Source organism: Clostridia bacterium (assembly GCA_017620395.1).
Classification (GTDB): Bacteria; Bacillota; Clostridia; order Oscillospirales; family RGIG8002; genus RGIG8002.
This window is the reverse complement of record JAFZQJ010000012.1, coordinates 77,266-95,146: the sequence shown is the minus strand read 5'-3', so window position 1 is coordinate 95,146 and position 17,881 is coordinate 77,266. Positions and strand designations below refer to the sequence as shown.

At 56.2% G+C, this 17,881-nt stretch carries 17 protein-coding genes; 5 read left to right on the top strand and 12 right to left on the bottom strand.

What is annotated here, in order from left to right; all coding sequences use genetic code 11:
- The first annotated feature begins 179 nt into the window (after positions 1-179).
- Positions 180-2,180, top strand: a complete 2,001-nt coding sequence (locus J5441_01900) for a C40 family peptidase (GenBank protein ID MBO4933907.1) — start codon at positions 180-182, stop codon at positions 2,178-2,180.
- Positions 2,181-2,413: 233 nt separating this feature from the next.
- On the opposite strand, the gene ugpC is transcribed toward J5441_01900, so the two are convergent.
- Positions 2,414-3,538 (bottom strand): sn-glycerol-3-phosphate ABC transporter ATP-binding protein UgpC, encoded by a 1,125-nt coding sequence (gene ugpC, locus J5441_01895; GenBank protein MBO4933906.1) that lies wholly within the window; start codon positions 3,536-3,538, stop codon positions 2,414-2,416.
- 299 nt (positions 3,539-3,837) lie between these two features.
- Between ugpC and J5441_01890 the strand changes: the two genes are divergently transcribed.
- From J5441_01890 to J5441_01880, 3 genes are read left to right on the top strand one after another with little or no spacing between them, the layout of a single operon-like run.
- Positions 3,838-4,413, top strand: coding sequence for a hypothetical protein (locus tag J5441_01890; protein ID MBO4933905.1), 576 nt, complete (start codon positions 3,838-3,840; stop codon positions 4,411-4,413).
- Positions 4,414-4,452: 39 nt separating this feature from the next.
- Entirely contained in the window at positions 4,453-5,100 is a 648-nt protein-coding gene (locus J5441_01885; GenBank protein ID MBO4933904.1) for a ThuA domain-containing protein, read from the top strand.
- Positions 5,101-5,104: 4 nt separating this feature from the next.
- Entirely contained in the window at positions 5,105-6,202 is a 1,098-nt protein-coding gene (locus J5441_01880; GenBank protein MBO4933903.1) for a Gfo/Idh/MocA family oxidoreductase, read from the top strand.
- Between the two features lie 365 nt (positions 6,203-6,567).
- Here the strand turns inward: J5441_01880 and J5441_01875 are convergent, their stop codons facing one another.
- The 8 genes from J5441_01875 to J5441_01840 all read right to left on the bottom strand — a co-directional run bounded on the left by J5441_01875 (position 6,568) and on the right by J5441_01840 (position 14,039).
- Entirely contained in the window at positions 6,568-7,170 is a 603-nt protein-coding gene (locus J5441_01875; GenBank protein ID MBO4933902.1) for a hypothetical protein, read from the bottom strand.
- A gap of 165 nt (positions 7,171-7,335) precedes the next feature.
- Positions 7,336-7,794, bottom strand: a complete 459-nt coding sequence (locus J5441_01870; GenBank protein ID MBO4933901.1) for a hypothetical protein — start codon at positions 7,792-7,794, stop codon at positions 7,336-7,338.
- 66 nt (positions 7,795-7,860) lie between these two features.
- On the bottom strand, positions 7,861-8,517 hold the full coding sequence (locus tag J5441_01865; protein MBO4933900.1) for a hypothetical protein: 657 nt from the start codon (positions 8,515-8,517) through the stop codon (positions 7,861-7,863).
- A gap of 19 nt (positions 8,518-8,536) precedes the next feature.
- The gene (locus J5441_01860; GenBank protein ID MBO4933899.1) at positions 8,537-9,250 is read right to left on the bottom strand and encodes a hypothetical protein; all 714 of its coding nucleotides are present in this window, start codon (positions 9,248-9,250) and stop codon (positions 8,537-8,539) included.
- 44 nt (positions 9,251-9,294) lie between these two features.
- A complete protein-coding gene (locus J5441_01855; protein MBO4933898.1) occupies positions 9,295-10,164 on the bottom strand; it encodes a hypothetical protein in 870 nt (289 codons plus the stop codon).
- Positions 10,165-10,600: 436 nt separating this feature from the next.
- Positions 10,601-11,119 carry a hypothetical protein gene (locus J5441_01850; protein ID MBO4933897.1) on the bottom strand — a complete coding sequence of 173 codons (519 nt, stop codon included), beginning with the start codon at positions 11,117-11,119 and terminating at the stop codon, positions 10,601-10,603.
- 53 nt (positions 11,120-11,172) lie between these two features.
- Positions 11,173-12,090 (bottom strand): helix-turn-helix transcriptional regulator, encoded by a 918-nt coding sequence (locus J5441_01845; GenBank protein MBO4933896.1) that lies wholly within the window; start codon positions 12,088-12,090, stop codon positions 11,173-11,175.
- Positions 12,091-12,794: 704 nt separating this feature from the next.
- Positions 12,795-14,039: a 6-phosphofructokinase gene (locus J5441_01840; GenBank protein MBO4933895.1), complete on the bottom strand. Its 1,245-nt coding sequence runs from the start codon at positions 14,037-14,039 to the stop codon at positions 12,795-12,797.
- 263 nt (positions 14,040-14,302) lie between these two features.
- Between J5441_01840 and J5441_01835 the strand changes: the two genes are divergently transcribed.
- Positions 14,303-14,806 carry a CarD family transcriptional regulator gene (locus J5441_01835; protein ID MBO4933894.1) on the top strand — a complete coding sequence of 168 codons (504 nt, stop codon included), beginning with the start codon at positions 14,303-14,305 and terminating at the stop codon, positions 14,804-14,806.
- Positions 14,807-15,251: 445 nt separating this feature from the next.
- Here J5441_01835 and J5441_01830 read toward each other — a convergent pair whose 3' ends face one another.
- From J5441_01830 to mnmA, 3 genes are all read right to left on the bottom strand, one after another.
- The gene (locus J5441_01830) at positions 15,252-15,533 is read right to left on the bottom strand and encodes a hypothetical protein (protein ID MBO4933893.1); all 282 of its coding nucleotides are present in this window, start codon (positions 15,531-15,533) and stop codon (positions 15,252-15,254) included.
- 30 nt (positions 15,534-15,563) lie between these two features.
- The gene (locus J5441_01825; protein ID MBO4933892.1) at positions 15,564-16,598 is read right to left on the bottom strand and encodes a stage II sporulation protein P; all 1,035 of its coding nucleotides are present in this window, start codon (positions 16,596-16,598) and stop codon (positions 15,564-15,566) included.
- A 97-nt stretch (positions 16,599-16,695) separates the two neighbouring features.
- Positions 16,696-17,760 carry a tRNA 2-thiouridine(34) synthase MnmA gene (mnmA, locus tag J5441_01820; GenBank protein ID MBO4933891.1) on the bottom strand — a complete coding sequence of 355 codons (1,065 nt, stop codon included), beginning with the start codon at positions 17,758-17,760 and terminating at the stop codon, positions 16,696-16,698.
- Positions 17,761-17,881: the final 121 nt, after the last annotated feature.

Genomic DNA, 17,881 nt, shown 5'->3' with positions numbered 1-17,881 from the left:
ACCTAATAGTTCTTTTTCCCCCAACAGTGTGCGTTTTTATTATGGTAAAAACGCGTGCTTCTTTTCGCACCTGTTGGGGAGCGAAGGTTGTGTGGCAACAACGAAGCTTCGCGTTTTTCGTGCGTGGCTTCGTGCCACGCATTTTTTTATTGAGAAGAATGTGAAAAGGAGAGGACACAATGACAAAAAACACATTAAGAAAAACATTATCAATTCTCATCACAGCGACGCTGCTCCTCGCGCTGCTGCCGGGAAGTGTGATATCAGTTTCTGCTGACATGCAGACATCATCCGTTACGGCAGAACAAGTCATCGCCAGAGCTAATGAACTGAATGGTAAAACCGACTGGAGATACAATGACGGTCAACATACCTATTGTCTTCTGTTTGTTTCTGATTTCTGGTCGAGCACCCATCAGTTCCCTGATGGGAAATACGGATTAGGGTTTCAGGGATCATACGGTTATGGGAACGCTTATAACTACTGTGACAAATTCAGAGTATCGACCTCGATGGATAATATACCTGTAGGCGCGGATGTATTTTTTGACGATGCGGGATACAGCCTTGGCCATATAGGCATTTATCTTGGAAACGGAAAATTTCTGAATGCGTCAGGTGAAAAAATCAGGATTAGTTCTTTCTATAATGACAGCTATGAAGGGAACTTTTGGGGTAACCACTATTTAGGTTGGGGATGGCATGAGCATGTTACTGTAACTAACCACAACCCCATAGGTCACGCCGACGAGATAGTCGGTGGTGACGGAGAAGTATTCATTCGCGGATGGGCGTTCGACTATGATGATCCGGGCGCGTCGCTTCAATTACACGTGTATATCGGCGGATACGCGGATGACCCGGATGCAGAAGTCCATACAGGTATTTATGCTGACGGAGACCGTCAGGATATAAATAATTCTTATAGTGTCCCCGGGAATCACGGATATAAAACATATATTAAAACCAATAAAACCGGCGGTCAATATGTATGTATCTATGCGATAAACAAGGGCGAAGGCAACAACGTTTTGATAGGCAGAGAGTGGGTCAGTATCACAAGTAACAATCCTATCGGTCACGCTGACGAGATAGTCGGTGGTGACGGAGAAGTGTTCATTCGCGGATGGGCATTCGATTACAACGATCCGGGCGCGTCGCTCGGTTTAAACGTTTATATCGGCGGACCTGCCGGAGACGACAACGCCGAATGTCATACCGGCATTATTGCAAACGGAGATCGAAATGACATAAACAGTGCATACGGCATTTCCGGAAATCATGGATTCAAAACGTATATACAAACGGATAAAGTCGGCGGACAATATGTATATATCTACGCAGTCAACAAGGGCGCGGGTAATGATTCTTTGATCGCAAAAGAATGGGTCAATATTACTCATCATAGTCCTATAGGGCATGGCGATGAGATTAAGGGTGGTGACGGAGAAATATTCATTCGCGGATGGGCGTTCGATCCCGATGAGCCCGGGATGTCGATCCAATTACATGTATACATCGGCGGAAGCGCGGGTGACCCGACTTCTGAACCGCATACGGGTATTTATGCGAACGGAGACCGTCAGGATATAAACGATGCGTACGGCATCCCCGGGGATCACGGATTCAAGACATATATCAGCACAGATAAAAGAGGTTGGCAGAAGGTCTACATCTACGGTATAAATATAGGAGAAGGCAGCAACATTCCTCATTTCGCTGAAGCCGAGGTTTATATCAATCCACCGCACACTCATTCTTATACCTCCGCCGTGACTCCTCCGACCTGCACAAAACAGGGGTATACGACCCATACCTGTTCCTGCGGCGACAGCTATGTCGACACTTACGTTGACGCGCTCGGTCATCAATGGGATTCCGGAACGATCACCGTTGCGCCGACAACGACGACCCCCGGTATTGTAACGTATACTTGTACCGTTTGCGGCGAAGAGAGAATGGAGATCGTCCCCAAGCTTGAGGCGAGTAAGGGCGACGCCGATGGCGACGGTAAAATAACGGTCGCGGACGCGCTTTCCGCGCTGCGTATCGCAGCGAAGCTCATACCGGAAACGCCCAAAATGATAGCGATCTGCGACACCGACGGCGACGGTAGCATTACCGTATCCGACGCGCTAGCGATACTGCGCGTCGCCGCGAAACTGGTTGCTTCGCTGTAGCGCGCTGATAATCCCTTATATGCAAAAATGACAGCTCCCTCAGACGAGGGAGCTGTCCTACGTTGATATTTAATTGGGGGGTCCTTCGACTCGCGCTTACGCGCTCGCTCAGGATGACGGGCGACGCCGCTTCGCGGCTACACCTCATCCGGCGCTGCGCGCCACCTTCCCCTCAAGGGGAAGGCTTTGCGGGCGATTGATAATCGCCCCTGCGGAAACCGGCTGTGCGGCCGTCAATTGCTGATGGTCTGCTCGGTTTCTTTGTCGAAGATGTGGACGCGGTTCATATCGATCGCCATTTTGATCTTGTCGCCGGAGCGGGCCTGCGAGGTGGAGTCGACGCGCGCGGTGATCGCGTTGCCGACGACGTTGACGTAGAGATAGATCTCCGCGCCCATGAGCTCGGTGACCTCGACGTCGGCGGTAAGGAGACCGTCGGCGTGCTTCTCAAGCAGCTCGGGCTCGTCGTGGATGTGCTCCGGACGGATGCCGAGGATGATGTCCTTGTCTATGTAGGGCTTCAGGCAGTCGCGGCGGTTCTTGCTCTCCGGCAGCTTCAGGCGGTAGACGTCTCTGTCTTTGCCGAAGACGGCGTAGTAGGTGCCGTTCTCCTCGTCCAGCTTCGCGTCGATGAAGTTCATCTGCGGGGAGCCGATGAATCCGGCGACGAAGGTGTTGACCGGCTTGTCGTAGAGGTTCTGAGGAGTATCGACCTGCTGGATGAGACCGTCCTTCATGACGACGATGCGGTCCGCCATCGTCATGGCTTCGGTCTGGTCGTGGGTAACGTAGATAAAGGTCGTGCCGATGCTCTTGTGCAGCTTGGAAAGCTCGGTGCGCATCTGCGCGCGGAGCTTCGCGTCCAGGTTGGACAGCGGCTCGTCGAGAAGGAAGACCTTCGGCTCACGGACGATAGCGCGTCCGAGCGCGACTCTCTGGCGCTGACCGCCGGAAAGAGCCTTCGGCTTTCTGTCGAGCAGGTGCTCGATATCGAGGATGCGGGCGGCCTCCGCGACGCGGCGCTTGATCTCCTCCTTAGGAGTCTTGCGCAGCTTCAGGCCGAACGCCATGTTGTCGAAAACCGTCATATGCGGATAAAGGGCGTAGTTCTGGAAGACCATCGCGATGTCTCTGTCCTTCGGGGCGACGTCGTTGACGAGCTTGTTGTCGATGAGCAGCTCGCCGCTGGTGATCTCCTCGAGACCGGCGATCATACGCAGGGTGGTGGACTTTCCGCAGCCGGAGGGGCCGACGAGGATGATGAATTCCTTGTCCTTTATCTCCAGGTTGAAGTCGGAAACGGCCATAACTCCGCCGGGATACTTTTTGTAGATTTCTTTCAAGGTTACGCTTGCCATTGATTATCCTCCTATTTCGGCGCGTGAGCGCTTGTTAGCTTGGTAGCAATATTATAATAACACACTTTTCGCAAGATGTAAAACCAATCTTTTTTGATAATTTTTTCATAGTGTTGTGAAAACCGCCGTTTTCATCGTGATTTTGCACAAAATCGCGCGCGGTTTTTTGTGCATTCTGCCGATAGTCGCACCGCGGAGGCGTGAAATGACGCGTTCGCCGTTGACTTTTTCGTGCATTTGGACTAAAATGGGTTTATCGGCGCGGCGCCGAAATAAACGGCCTTTTCGGAGGAACAAACATGAAATCACTGAAAACAGTTCAGGGGCTCGCGAAAGCGGGCAGAATACTCAGCACGATAGTTTTCATCTGCTCGATCGTCGCCGGCGCGCTCTGCGCGATCGGAGCGCTGCTGACCGGGATCGTCGGCGGCGGTATGGTCGATTTCGTCAACAGATACCTCGTGAAGTTCGACGGGGGCGCGGTCGCGCTGACCGCGGACTACATGCTCACCGCGCTGATATGCGGAGTGATAATCAGCGCCGGCGAAGCGGTACTCTCGAAGTTCGCGATCAACTACTTCAAGCGCGAGCTGAAGGACGGCACGCCCTTCACCTTCGGCGGAGCCGCCGAGCTCAAACGCCTCGGACTGCTCGCGATATTCATCCCCATCGGCGCGTACGCCGCCGCGGGAATCTTCTACGGCATCATGAAGCTGACGCATCCCGACCTCGCCGAGATAAACTTCTCCGGCGCGCTGACGATACTGACCGGCGCGCTGCTTCTCACCGGCTCCTGCATCTGCAAGCTCGGCGCGGAGCAGGCGGAGGGGAACGCGGCCGCGGCCGAAGAGACTCAGCCCGAAAACGAGCTTTGATTTCAATAATGACATAACGAAACGCAAGGAGGCAGAGCCATGAAAAAAGCACTTATCGTTTACGGCGGGTGGGACGGACACGATCCCGTCGGCGTCGCGGACGTCTTTGAAGAGATACTCCGCAAAGAAGGCTTCGAGGTCGACCGCTCGGACGACCTGAAAGCGTATGAGGGCGACCTGAGGCAGTACGACCTGCTCGTGCCGGACTGGACGATGGGCGACATCTCCGGCGACGGCGCCTGGAACGTCAGCGAGGCGGTCGCCTCCGGAGTCGGCATCGCCGGATGCCACGCGGGGCTCTGCGACGCCTTCAGAAACTGCGATCTGTGGCAGTTCGTCACCGGCGCGCAGTTCGTCGCGCACCCGGGCGGCGAGGTCACCTATACGGTGAAGATTAACCGCGCCAACCCCGACCCGATAACCGACGGCATAGACGACTTCGAGATAACGAGCGAACAGTATTACCTGCACGTCGACCCCGCGGTCAACGTGCTGGCGACTACCCGCTTCCCCACCGCCGACTGGCACCACTCCGTCAACGGACCGGTGGACGTTCCCGCCTGCTTCACGAAGCGCTGGGGCGAGGGGCGCGTCTTCTATCTGAGCGTCGGGCACAACAGATACACCTTCGACATACCGCAGGCGCGGGAGCTGATGCGCCGCGGATTCCTTTACGCAGCGAGGTAACGGTATGAATATAGGCATAGTCGGATGCGGCAACATCAGCGGCATCTATCTCGATAACCTCACGGGCAGGTTCAAAAACGTCACAGTCGCCGCCGTCGCGGACCTCGACGAAGGCCGCGCGCGAGAGAAGGCGGAACGCTACGGCGTCCGCGTGATGACGCTCGACGAAATGCTCGCGGACGGCGGGATCGACCTGATACTCAACCTCACGACTCCGCTGAGCCACTACTCCATAAACAAAAAAGCCCTGCTCGCCGGCAAGCACGTCTACGTCGAAAAGCCGCTCGCGCTGACCTACGCCGAGGGCAAGGAGCTGATCGAGCTCGCCGAAAGCAAGGGGCTTTACGTCGGCTGCGCGCCGGATACCTTCCTCGGCGCGGGCATACAGACCTGCTGCGAGCAGATAAAGAGCGGCGCGATAGGCAGACCCGTCGCGGGCTCGGCGTTCATGATGTGCCACGGGCACGAGGGCTGGCATCCCTCGCCCGATTTCTACTACGACTACGGCGGCGGGCCGCTGTTCGACATGGGCCCGTACTACGTCACCGCGCTCGTGCGCATGCTCGGCAGGGCGGAGAGCGTCTTCGCCTACTGCGGACGCGGCAGCGACACCCGCGTCATCGGCAGCGAGCCGAGGCGCGGCGAGGTGATCCCGGTGAAGGTCGACACGCACGACGCGGGGCTGATCCGCTTCGCGAACGGCGCGATCGTCACGCTCGTGACCAGCTTCGACGTATGGAACCACTGGATGCCGATAATGCAGATTTACGGCACCGACGGCTCGCTGAACGCGCCCGACCCGAACAACTTCGGCGGCGACGTCAAGGTCGCGACGCTTGATAATATGGACTTCCACGACGTTCCGCTCGTCTCTGGCTACGTGGAGAATATGCGCGGGATGGGCGTTTCCGAGCTCGCGCTCGCGCTTGAGGAGGGGCGCGTGAACAACGCCTCCGGCCGCCTCGGGCTGCACGTGCTGGAGATAATGGACGGCTTCGTCCGCAGCAGCGCCGAGCGCCGCGAGGTGAAGCTCGAAAGCTCCCCCTCCGACCCCGTACCGCTCGACTGGTCCGCGCCGGTAGGTCAGCTGCGAACTAAGTGAGCAAACGCAAGCGCCGATAGGTTTGTCATCCTGAGCGGAGGCGAAGGATCTCACGGAACGCAGCGGTCGATCTGTCATCCTGAGCGGAGCGGGCGAAGCACGCGCAGCCGAAGGATCTTAAAGACGAGTTTTTGTCAAAAATATAAGTGTGCGGAAGAAAACGAACGGTAGAGTCACGTTTTCGACTGCACACTTTTTCTTTTGTTATTAACGTTACCGACAAGATCCTTCGACTTCGCAGCCCGCGGCTGCTCCGCTCAGGATGACAAAGGGCGGCGCGGGTGCGAGAATGCACGGACGAGCGGTGCTCGTCCCTACGGGCGCGATGCTTCGCATCGCTCCGCTCAGGATGACAACCCTCGCGCTCACTTCAAATTCGGGCAGTGCGAAACTATAAACCCGCGGACGAACTCGAAGTCCTCCGGCGCGGCGTAGACCTGATTGTGATTGAGCCCGGCGTTGACCTTCAGCAGTCCGCGGCGGGGGTACGCCTTGACCCTGCGCACCTTCGCGAACTCGGAATACATCTCCGTGCGCGTCGCCGCGAGCCCCGCGCCGACCGTGCCGGGACGTCCGGCGGCGGCGCCTATCACCGCGGCCGCGGCGCCGATGCCGCGCGCCTTCTTCGCCTGCTTCTCGGTCTGCCTGTGGTTGACGCCGTTATCGTCCATCTCGAACTCGACGACGTATTTGCCTCCCATGATCGCGGCGTAGATGAGGTAACCGATACCCACCAGCACGATCATTCCGGCGAAGATGATGCCGAATATCTTGAGGTTGCTCAAAAATCCGCTCCACCAGAAATCCGAATCACCCATGCCGATCAGCGTCATCAGAACGAACATCCCGAGGAAGATGAACGAAAAGATCTTGATGAGCAGCAGGAATACCGTCGGGTTTTTGAAAAGCGACATCTCGTAGACCCAGCGGTATTTGCCGTCTTCGTAAAGCCGTACTCTGTTATCCATATCGCGCGCCCCTTTCGTGTTTTCATAACGATTATAGCAGATTTTCGCGGATAAAACAAGTGTTGCCGTAATTTGTCAGTGACAAATTACGGCAACAACACGGTTTATGTATTATTACATCACAGTTTTACAGCGAATCCGTCAGCTTCGCGGCTATGCTTCTTTTCATTCTGGCTCCTTCTCTGCCGGCTTCGGTTTTGCCGACAGCCATTTTGCCGCAAGATACACGACTGCACCGAGGATAACGGGAAATGCAAGCGCGATGATAAACATTATCAGTCTCACGGTTCCCCTTGTTCCTTCATAATAACTGCCGCCCGCAACGAGCATCGTGTAAAGCCACCACAAAGCATAGGTCATAAAAGTCAGACAACATTCAAACAGATTCACATACCAAAATAGCTTAACATTAGTATTCGTCCTGCGTTCAACAAGAGACAACACGATGCCTGTGATCGAAAAAACAGCTGCCGCTGCCGAAGCATAGATCACCGTGTTTCCCAGCATCCACCGAGGGATCGAACCGGAAGCCAACATATAGATAAATATGGACAAAAATACAAACAGCAGCACGCTGAACGCACCGCATATACGGGAAAATACGCCGATATATTTCTTTTTCATAATAATCCCCCTTTGACGAACCGGCAAAACATCTGCGTATACAAGGCACTCATATCACCAACGGAGTCATTCCGCCATTTTGTTCTCCGCCCCTTCGCGGTGGAAGGACGCCCGAGCGCCGAAGCTGTCCTGAACGAATAGCGTGTCGCCGTCGAACCAAAAGATATAATAAACAATACGACCGCTGACTCCCCCGCTGCCCGTGATGACGAGATTGTCATCTTTTATGATATAAGTGAAGCCCTGCTCATAACCGTAGCATCTGTAGACTCCGGTCCCGTCTTCGTTGAAAACGAAACTGTTGTCTTTATCGCCGAGCCACTTGCCCGCGAATATCTTATACCACTCGCCGTAGATAGCGGTAAGCTTCGTCGGCTTTTCCTCTCCCTTCTTCCAACGGGTGTAACTGCGGGCGACGGGCCCGTCGTAGATCGTAAGCTTGTCGCCGTCGAGCTCAAAATGAAACACTCTCGTTAACCCGTCGCCAAAGTCAATAATCAGAACGTCGCCGTCGATCTCGTAGGCACACGTGTAATTATCGAAACAATACTTGCCGCTGTCAAAGCTGAACACGGTTCCGTATGCGTCATCCACCCACCTGCCGTCGACCGCAGCCTTTCTGCTGACGAGGAAGCCGGGCCAGACGAACGCCGCAGCCGCCGCGAGCGCGAGCAGCGTCACCGCGGCAACCGTCACGAATATCAGTTTGCCGTGCTTTTTCATCGATGCCCTCCCTGCCGCGTCAAAACCTCTCAACCGGACAGCTCCTCAACAATCGGCTCAAACGCTCGTGATCCAAAGAATCCTTCAGAAGAAACGATACTTTCAATTCGTCGTATTCCAAAAGCTCAAAGCGGTCATATTCTTTCATTATTCCGAAAACGGCGCTGCGGATCTTTTCTTTATGCTTGATTATTCTGTCGAAATCACTCAGCCTGTCGATCAGCACGATATACTCCGAATCTTCGGAGCCGGCAATGCTGTTTTCTCTCACGTTATAGTGCTTATTCATATACCTGCCGACATCCCGGCAGCCCGCCCCGTAGATCTGATTTATCCCCACGGCGGTAAAATCCCATACGCTCACTGTGATTTCATCGCAGTCTTTATACTCGTTCCCGGGTGTTTCGGAATACTCTTTCAAGAGATCGTCGGCAAGCTTACGGAAGCACTCGCCGTATTTTGACGAATTGAGGCTAAGTCCGCCGAAGCCGGATCCGATCAGCCCGCGGAGCGCCTTTACGGTATTATTGCTCGACTTTCTGCCGTCGATCAGAACGCACAGATCGCCATACGTCAGACCCTCACCGGTTTTCAGCGTATCAAACCCCGTGAGGATAACCGACATATCGTAAGGCTCGCGCAAACGGTCGGACAGCGCCGATTCAAACTCAGGCTGAACGACCTCGCCGGTTCTGAAAATACCGTACATCGTCTTATAGAATCCATCCGACACGGCAATCTCTCCTTGTCTTCGATATTTCTCCGCCTCTGCCGATATCAGGAATACGTCAATTCGTATCTCTTTGATTCATCGGCATAATAATACGTTATCGTAAGCGCAGCGGCGTCAGAACGGTTCCCGTCCGCATTTTCTTTGAAGGCTTCTATCTTTATTTCCGCCGGATACTGTTCGGTGTCGCTGTCGTCAAGATAGGCGCCGCAGAATTTTTTGAAATCATAGCAAACCGTATCGCTCTCATACAGCAGCCGGTGCGGGTTATATTCGAATGCCATGTATATGGGCGCATCCTGAAACGTCGCAGCGCAAAGCGAAACGGCGTTCGTCTGCCAGCAGACCCGCTCCGGCGAAACCAAAGGTTTCCCGTAACGGTAACGCAGAACCACATAATGCCCTTGTCTGAAAGGAGATACTATCTGCCGCCAATCGTCCGAGCCCTCGCGGACCGGATTGCCGAAAGCGCGCTTCTCCGCCTCCGTCAGCCTTCCGTCGCGGATCGATACAGTCACGGTATCCGTATAGATCTCATTATCGCACTTGTGATAACGTCTATCATCCTTGTATCTGAAAACCCGTATGCGCACGGTCGCGGTCGGATAAGAAAAACCGTCGTCGTCTTCCGGCGACCATATTACGTTTTCGTTCAGACCGGCATAGAGATAATAGGAGCTTTGGCAGGGCGCTTTATACTCCGAACCGGTGCTTGCGGAAGAAAGCGAGCCCGCGTCGCACTCCCACACCACTGTGTAATTGCCGTCCCCGAACGTATGCCCGACCGAAAGGAACTCTCCGCCGACGGTTATTTCCACCGACTGCCCCTTCGTCAGGAAATAAACGAGAAAGGCAAGAACGACAGCCGCAAAGGTTATAATAGCTAAAAATACAATAGTAGAGTTCCTTTTACCCATATCATCACCCGCAAAGGCATATGCCCAAACCGAAGCGAGGCACCACATTGCCGCACAAGCGAAAAAGATAAGACTGCAAATAGTAAGATTCACATACCACAAGACCTTCACGCCCGCGTTTTTCCTGCGCTCGGCAAAGGAAAGGATCATCCCCAACAGCGAGAACAGCGGCGCGGCAGGCAATATGAATGCTGAGAGGTTTTTGTAAAGCGAAGAATACAGCGCGTGACTGATTGCGCGGATCGGATACGCGATTATGAACGGCACCGCGAACGAGATCGCGCTGACGATCCCGCAAATCAGGGGGATCGCGAATGCCCGTTTATTCTTCTTTCTACGCGCCAGATATAACACTACAAGCGCCGCCGATAAGGCAAGCACCACCGACAACGACAGCCACGTCGGTATTACCGGACCTGCGGGAATCTCCGTCATTTCACATCCCCTGCCATTCATCATAATTGCCCGCTGCGATCTGTCTGTCGGTATAACCGCGCATCAGGTTGTACGTTTTGGTCGAAAGAAACCTATCCGCATTAAAATTAATAATGACATAATATTTTTCGGCGGAAACGGAAGCCCCGATACGGTATTCATCCGTATGGAAATACTTCCCCGACAAAGACTCTTTATCCTGCCCATCCCGCTTCGAATAGTTTGACAGTGTTTTCCTCGCCTGCGCAGGGCTGTTCACTTTGATCTTCATATGATACGTGGTTTCTCTGAAGCTTTGGTGATACTCGAAGCTTAAAAACTCGGCGGAGTCATCGACGGTAATACCAAAGCACGCGCACAGATCGTTTTTATCCTGCGCGCCGAACGACGTTATCACCATATCCCTGTGGTATACCCACGGAGACACGAACCACCATACACAAAACGCCGCCAGTGCCGCAGCGATCAGCGCGACCGCTATCCACGATATGATACCTGCTTTCGAACGTTTCTCAGCCATATCCTGCACCTCCGGGATACGATTCGGCAGTTCGGCAAACGCCGGCGAGCGTTTTATTTGAACGCCGCCTTGCGCTCGGCGACCGCCGCTTCTCTGAAATCCGCCGGAGTGGCGCCGGTGAGCTCGCCGAACTTCCTGACGAAGTGCTGCGTCGTTTTGAATCCGCAGCGCAGCGATATATCCTTGATCGGCAGGTTGGTGAACTCCAGATGCTTTTTCGCAACGTCCACCCTGTATTGCCACAGGTATCCCATCGGCGTCGTATCGAACTCCTCCTTGAAAAGCTCATTCAGAGTGGAGTGGTTCATCGACGCCGCCTTGCTGATGCTCTCCACGGTGATGCTCTCCTGATAATTGCTCTCGATATAGACGACCGCGTCTCTCAAATGCGGATCGACGATACTGTCTGTTGACGCATCGGTACCATCCTCCCCGAAAAATTCGTATACTCTCTCGAGGATAAGTATCATTTCCATAAACCATGACCTGCATCTGCACGACCAATACCAGTCCTTCTGCTCGATCAGCTCGTTCTCAATCTTCTCAAACAAGCGGCGGACGCTTTCGCCGTGCTCGTCAAACAGCGGGAAAACGAATCTGTCTCCGTCCGTGAACGGTCTCAGCAGGAACAGGTCGTGGCTCAGCGCCACCCGACTGTAGCTGCTGCTGTGGACGAGCTTGAAGGTCATATTGACGTTAAGGAACGACGGGTGAAAATAGACCGCGTCGCATTTCAGCCCGCGCTTTTTTATCAGCCGCGGGCTCTCGCGTTCGTCGAAGCAGACGAAGCAGGGGCCCGCCGCTTCAAACGATCTGTTCCCCACGCGGAAACGCGCCGCGCCTTCGCGCACGATAAGAAGCAGGAAGCAATTATCCTTTATGTCAAGGTCTTTCAGCGTATCGTCCTTCACGCACTGCACCGGCGCAAGCTTTCCGACGTCGTATTCGCGGCCTATGGTCTGCGGTATCATATTGCCCCCCGTTCGTTTTATTTCGCGTGCCGTTGTGTTCATTATAGTTTATGTTTCGATATAATTCAATCGGTTTGACGCAAAAACTGAAGCGCGGATAACAAAAACTGAAGGAGAGATAATTAAAAGCCCGCTGCGCAGACAACGAAGCCGCGGCTTCGCCGCTGTCATCCTGAGCGGAGCAGCCAACGGCTGCGAAGTCGAAGGATCTTAAAGACGAGGCAGTATTAAAAAACAAAGTGTGTGCAAAAAGCGAACTGTTATGTCCGTTTTCGACTTCACACTTTTGGGTTTATTACAGCCGTTACCTTCAAGATCCTTCGACTCGCTTCGCTCGCTCAGGATGACAACGTGCGGAACCTGCGGTGAGTCGGCGATAAAAACGGAAACGGCTGCCGGCGGCAAGGTTTGCGGGCGATTGATAATCGCCCCTACGGCGCGGCTTCGCCGCCGGACGAGCGATGCTCGTCCCTACGGTTTCGGCAGCCGACAACCCCTCAGTCTCGCCCTGCCGCGCAGGCCTCGACGGCTCCCCTTGCACATGGGAACCGCGGGCGCCGACTCCGTCGGCGGTGATATTATCGCTGACGCGATAGTGATATTGCCGCTTGCGCGGCAGTTTTCACTCCCTCCGTCATTTTTTGCGAGCAAAAAATGACACCTCCCTCGTCTGAGGGAGGTGCCCGAAGCTGTGCGTTATTTTATTACTTCGCGTAGACCTTTTTGAGCCGGACGAAGCGCGGGAGGCCGTCTTCCTTCGGGAGCTTGGTTTCGCCCTGGATCAGCGGCAGCGCGTATTCGACGAACTTCTCGTTCAGGCCGTCCTTGGTCTCGTTGAGCCAGTCGAGCGGGACCTTCTTCTCGGCGTTCGCGACCTCGGTCAGACCGAAGAGCTTGATGTTGCACTTATACTGACCGTTCTCATAGCTGCGCTCGAAGCCGACCATGCGGTCGGTCGTGCCGGCGACGGCGTATTCCACCGCGGCCTTGCCGGCGGCGAAGGACTCGTCGATGTCGGTCTGGGAGGCGCAGTGCGCGGCGCAGCGCTGCAGCAGCGAAAGCTCGATGCCGCGTACCTTCGCGCCCGTGCGCGCCTTGGCGGCGTTCGCGAGGAAGGAGGCGAGGCCGCCCAGCTGCGAGTGGCCGAAGCTGTCTTTGGCGAGGTTTTCCGCGCCGTATTCGGAGATGTATTTGCCGTTCTTATCCTTGATGCCTTCGGAAACGACGGCGATGCACTTGCCGTTCTTCTTGTAGATCTCCTCGACCTTATCAAGGAAAGCGTCGAGGTCGAAGTCGACTTCCGGCAGGTAGATGAGATCCGCGCCGTTGCCCTTGTAGTTCGCGAGGGAGGCGGCGGCGGTCAGCCAGCCGGCGTTTCTGCCCATCGCCTCGATGACGGTGATCATGCCGGTGTCGTAAACGCGGGCGTCGCGGTAGATCTCCATAACGGAGGTGGCGATGTACTTCGCCGCGGAGGCGTAGCCGGGGCAGTGATCGGTGCCGGCGAGGTCGTTGTCGATCGTCTTCGGGATGCCCATGACTCTGCATTCCCAGCCGGATTTCGCCATATACTTGGATATCTTGTTGCAGGTATCCATGGAGTCGTTGCCGCCGTTATAGAAGAAATAGCGGACGTTGTACTTCTTGAATATCTCGAGGATGCGCTTGTAGTCGGTGTCGTCGTCTTCGGCGTTCTTCAGCTTGTAGCGGCAGCTGCCGAGCGCGGAAGAGGGGGTGTATTTCATATACTCCAGCTCCTTCGGGTCCTCCTTGCCCATGTCGAGAAGCTTGTCGTCGAGCACGCCCTTGATGCCGTGCTCCGCGCCGTAGACGGCGGTGATGCACTCGGTCTCGAGCGCGGTCTTGATCGCGCCGTACGCGCTGGCGTTGATGACGGAAGTCGGTCCGCCGGACTGGCCTATGATACATGCGCCTTTGAGTTCACTCATTGTTTTTTCCTCCGTTTTTGTGTTTTTTTCGAACGCGTACATTATACAACCGAATGGCGTTTTATGTCAAGCGGAAACGGGCGTTTTTCGCAGAATAACGCCGTTTTCGGCGGTCTGCGCGTCTTGAACAAAGAAAAATATCGCAAAAAAGCTGATTTTTATTCAATTTGCATATTCCTTTTTTATTGAAAACGTGATATAATTGTGATACAAAAGTGAAAGTGTGGGGAGTTATAAGCTTTTTCCGGAAAGGATGTGGAGAAATGTTCAGCCGGGGCGAAACCGTGATTTACGGAGTCAACGGAGTCTGCCGTATCGACGGTATAACGCAGATGGATATTACGGGCGAGAAGAAGGATTATTACGTCCTCAAGCCCGTTTATAACGGACGCTCCACCCTTTTCGTGCCGACGGATAACGAGAAGCTCGTCGGCAGGATGCGCCCGCTTATTACCGAAGCCGGAATCAAGGCGCTCGCAAAGAAGTTCGCCTCCATCGAGCCGCTCTGGATCGAGGACGAGGACGAACGCAAGGCGCGCTGCGCCGCCGCGCTCGCGGATAACGACCGCGAGACCGCCCTTGCGCTGATAAAGGCGATACGCGTACACCGCGACAGGCAGTTCGATATCGGCAAGAAGCTCCACGTCGGCGACGAGCGCTTTTTGAAGGACGCCGAGAAGCTGCTGCGCGAGGAGGCCTCCTTCGTGCTCGACAGAGAGCTCGACCGCTCGCTCCCCTTCCTCGACGAGAAGGCGAAGGCGGTATAGCTTCGCGGCGGAATCCACGCGCTGACCGAAAAATAAAATTGCCGGATCGCTCCGGCAATTTTTTATTACCTATTCACTATCCGCCGCGCCTCAGGGGCGATCTTGATCGCCCGCGAAATCACGCAGCCGGCAACCGACGGAATGCGGCTTCGCCGCTGTCATCCTGAGCGGAGCAGCCAACGGCTGCGAAGCCGAAGGATCTTAAAGACGAGGCATTGTTGAATAATAAAGTGTGCGGTAGAAAGCGAACGGTCATTTCCGTTTTCGACTGCACACTTTTTGTTTTATACGTCCGTTACCGACAAGATCCTTCGACTCGCTTCGCTCGCTCAGGATGACAGGCGCCGCTTCGCGGCGACACCTCATCCGTCTTGCCGTCGTTTCACGTCGGCAAGCCACCTTCCCCTCAAGGGGAAGGCTTATAGAGTTCCCGCGCCTCAGGCGCCTACGGCGCGGGCAGCGCGAAAACGCCCCGCAGCAGCACCGAAAGCGCAAGGCGTTTCAGCGGCGGGAGCGTATCGAGAATGATATCGGCCGCGGCGACTACGGTCTCCGCGGTTTTTTCGTCCATGCTTTCGCCGATGCGGGGCGCGGAGTCAAGCGACTTCACCGCTTCGCCGAGCGTCTGCTCGACGCTCTCCGCGAGGCCGGCCTCCTGCTTAAGACAGAGCGCGCAGGCGGCGCCCGCGAGCAGGACGGCGGATATGACGAACGCCGCGAGGAACACGGCTGCGTTTCTTTTCGTTTCGGTTTCTCCTTATTTTTTCAGAACGTCCAGCATCACCCTGCCCATCAGCTCGGCGGAGTACAGCGCCTCGTCGAGCGTGTTGACGTCGCTGCCGACCTCGAAGAGCAGCGAGCCGGAGGTGAAATGCATATTGTAGCGCGCGGCGGCGACGTTCAGCGGGCGGAGCAGCCCGGGGTACATACGGTCGCCCGCGTACTGCAGCGCGGCGGCGAAGCCGAGGTTTTCGCGCCACGAGTCGAAGGTCAGGCCGCCCTTGTCGGTGCCGCTGATTATCATTATCTGCGCCGCCTTTTTGCCGTCGACGAGCACGGTCGGCTTGACGCGCGTGCCGTCGTCCTTCCAGATCGCGTCGCGGTGGACGTCGACGACGATCTTTATCGACGGGTACCGTTCGAGGTATGACTTTATGCTTTTCGCGGCGCGGTCGTAGGAGTGCGAATACGCCGGGTGGTCGTGGAAGGAGACGTCGTGAAGGCACTTCACGCCGCCCGCTTCGAGCGCGGCGATAAGGCGTTCGCCGACGGCGACCATGTTTTCGTCCGGCGAGGTGCTGCGCCGCGCCGAGGAGCCGTTGACGCCGGGCGCTTCGGCGGGCAGATACGCCTCCGTCGCGTGAGTGTGTACGATAAGCACCTGCGGCTCGTCGGTTTCCGCGAGCGCGAAGGCCGGGCCGGCGGCGACGAAGTCGTTTATGTCTATATTATAATCCGTGCGGTTTGAAAAATGCACCTTGGATGAGTCGTTTTCGCTCGTTCCGCGCAGGATGCTCATTTCGCGGACGGCGTGCTCGTAGGAGCCGGCGTCGGCGTTCGCGGGCGCGATCGCCTCCGTCTGCACGGCGGGCGGCGCGGGCGGCAGCGCGGTCTCCTCGTAGCCCTGCGCCGGCGACGGCTCGCGCGGCTCGTCCGACGGCGCGGAAAGCGGAGCCGCCGTCAGCAGCAGCTCCGCGATTATCGGCTCGCCCGTGTTTTTCGCCGCCGCGCACAGGCAGATCAGCGCCAGCAGCAGCGTCGGTATTATAGATAGCAGTTTGGTCGTTTTCATACCGCATTCTATGCGGATAGAATGGCGAATATGCAAAAAGAAAACGGACTTCGCGCTACGCAAAGTCCGTTTTGATGTTCTTACGCTCCGTTCGTGCTTATACGCCGCGCCTGACTTCGGTTATCGTGCCGCCGCCGAGGACGGCGTCGCCGTCGTAGAGGACGACCGCCTGCCCTTCCGTCAGCGCGCGCTGCGGCTGATCGAAAACGACGCTGACGCGGCCGTCTTCAAGCGGGCGGACGAGCGCGGGCGCTTCCTTCGCGGAATAGCGCGCCTTCGCGCAGGCGCGAAGCTCGCGCGGCGGGGCGTCGAACGCGATCCAGTTGAAATCCGAGGCGATAAGCTCGCGCGTGAAGAGCCCTTCGCCGCCGCAGAGGACGACGCGGTTGTTTTCCGTATCCTTACGGCAGACGTACATCGGCGCGGGCAGCGCCAGCCCCAGCCCCTTGCGCTGGCCGACGGTGTAGCGGATCATGCCCTTGTGCTCGCCGAGCACGCGCCCTTCGGTATCCACGAAGTCGCCGTGAGGATAGCTCCTGCCTGTGCGGCGTTCGATGAAGCCGGCGTAGTCGCGGTCGGGCACGAAGCAGATATCCTGACTGTCGCGCTTGGCGGCGTTGACGAAGCCGTATCGCGCCGCGAGTGCGCGCACCTCCTCCTTCGAGGCGAAGGAGCCGAGCGGGAAGCGCGTGTGCGCAAGCTGCTCCTGCGAGAGAAAATAGAGCACGTAGCTCTGGTCTTTTTCGAGGTTTTTCGCCTTTTTCAGCAGCCATCTGCCCGAGGCGGCGTCGTATTCCGTACGCGCGTAGTGGCCGGTGACGATGACGCCGCGGCCGAGCTCTTGCGCCCTCCGGTAAAGCTGCGCGAATTTCATATAGCGGTTGCAGTCGATGCAGGGGTTCGGCGTCACGCCGCGCTCGTAGGCGTCGATGAAGCGGCGGATGACGCACTCGTCGAAGCCCTCGGTGAAGTTGAAAACGTAATACTTCATCCCAAGCTTGTAAGCGACGCTGCGCGCGTCCTCGACGTCGGAAAGGGAGCAGCAGGAGCTTTCGCCGCCCGACGCTTCGCCGCCGTAAAGCTTCATCGTTACGCCGATGCAGTCGAAGCCGTCTTCGACCGTCAGCGCGGCGGCGATGGAGCTGTCCACTCCCCCGCTCATCGCGATAAGCGCTTTTTTGCTTTCATCCGGCACGGCTCCCGCCCCCCCCCTTCGTCGGTTTTCGTATATTATAGCACCTTTTTGCGCGGCGTTCAAGCGGCTGTGAAAAAAAGAAGGCGCA

Bases quoted from the DNA above. Each gene is read 5' to 3' on its own strand.
- J5441_01870 (MBO4933901.1), bottom strand. From the start codon at position 7,794: ATGAAAAAGAAATATATCGGCGTATTTTCCCGTATATGCGGTGCGTTC.
- J5441_01825 (MBO4933892.1), bottom strand. From the start codon at position 16,598: ATGAAAACGACCAAACTGCTATCTATAATACCGACGCTGCTGCTGGCG.
- ugpC (MBO4933906.1), bottom strand. From the start codon at position 3,538: ATGGCAAGCGTAACCTTGAAAGAAATCTACAAAAAGTATCCCGGCGGA.
- J5441_01850 (MBO4933897.1), bottom strand. From the start codon at position 11,119: ATGGCTGAGAAACGTTCGAAAGCAGGTATCATATCGTGGATAGCGGTC.
- J5441_01865 (MBO4933900.1), bottom strand. From the start codon at position 8,517: ATGAAAAAGCACGGCAAACTGATATTCGTGACGGTTGCCGCGGTGACG.
- J5441_01880 (MBO4933903.1), top strand. From the start codon at position 5,105: ATGAATATAGGCATAGTCGGATGCGGCAACATCAGCGGCATCTATCTC.
- mnmA (MBO4933891.1), bottom strand. From the start codon at position 17,760: ATGAGCGGGGGAGTGGACAGCTCCATCGCCGCCGCGCTGACGGTCGAA.
- J5441_01885 (MBO4933904.1), top strand. From the start codon at position 4,453: ATGAAAAAAGCACTTATCGTTTACGGCGGGTGGGACGGACACGATCCC.
- J5441_01875 (MBO4933902.1), bottom strand. From the start codon at position 7,170: ATGGATAACAGAGTACGGCTTTACGAAGACGGCAAATACCGCTGGGTC.
- J5441_01855 (MBO4933898.1), bottom strand. From the start codon at position 10,164: ATGGGTAAAAGGAACTCTACTATTGTATTTTTAGCTATTATAACCTTT.
- J5441_01890 (MBO4933905.1), top strand. From the start codon at position 3,838: ATGAAATCACTGAAAACAGTTCAGGGGCTCGCGAAAGCGGGCAGAATA.
- J5441_01845 (MBO4933896.1), bottom strand. From the start codon at position 12,090: ATGATACCGCAGACCATAGGCCGCGAATACGACGTCGGAAAGCTTGCG.
- J5441_01835 (MBO4933894.1), top strand. From the start codon at position 14,303: ATGTTCAGCCGGGGCGAAACCGTGATTTACGGAGTCAACGGAGTCTGC.
- J5441_01900 (MBO4933907.1), top strand. From the start codon at position 180: ATGACAAAAAACACATTAAGAAAAACATTATCAATTCTCATCACAGCG.
- J5441_01840 (MBO4933895.1), bottom strand. From the start codon at position 14,039: ATGAGTGAACTCAAAGGCGCATGTATCATAGGCCAGTCCGGCGGACCG.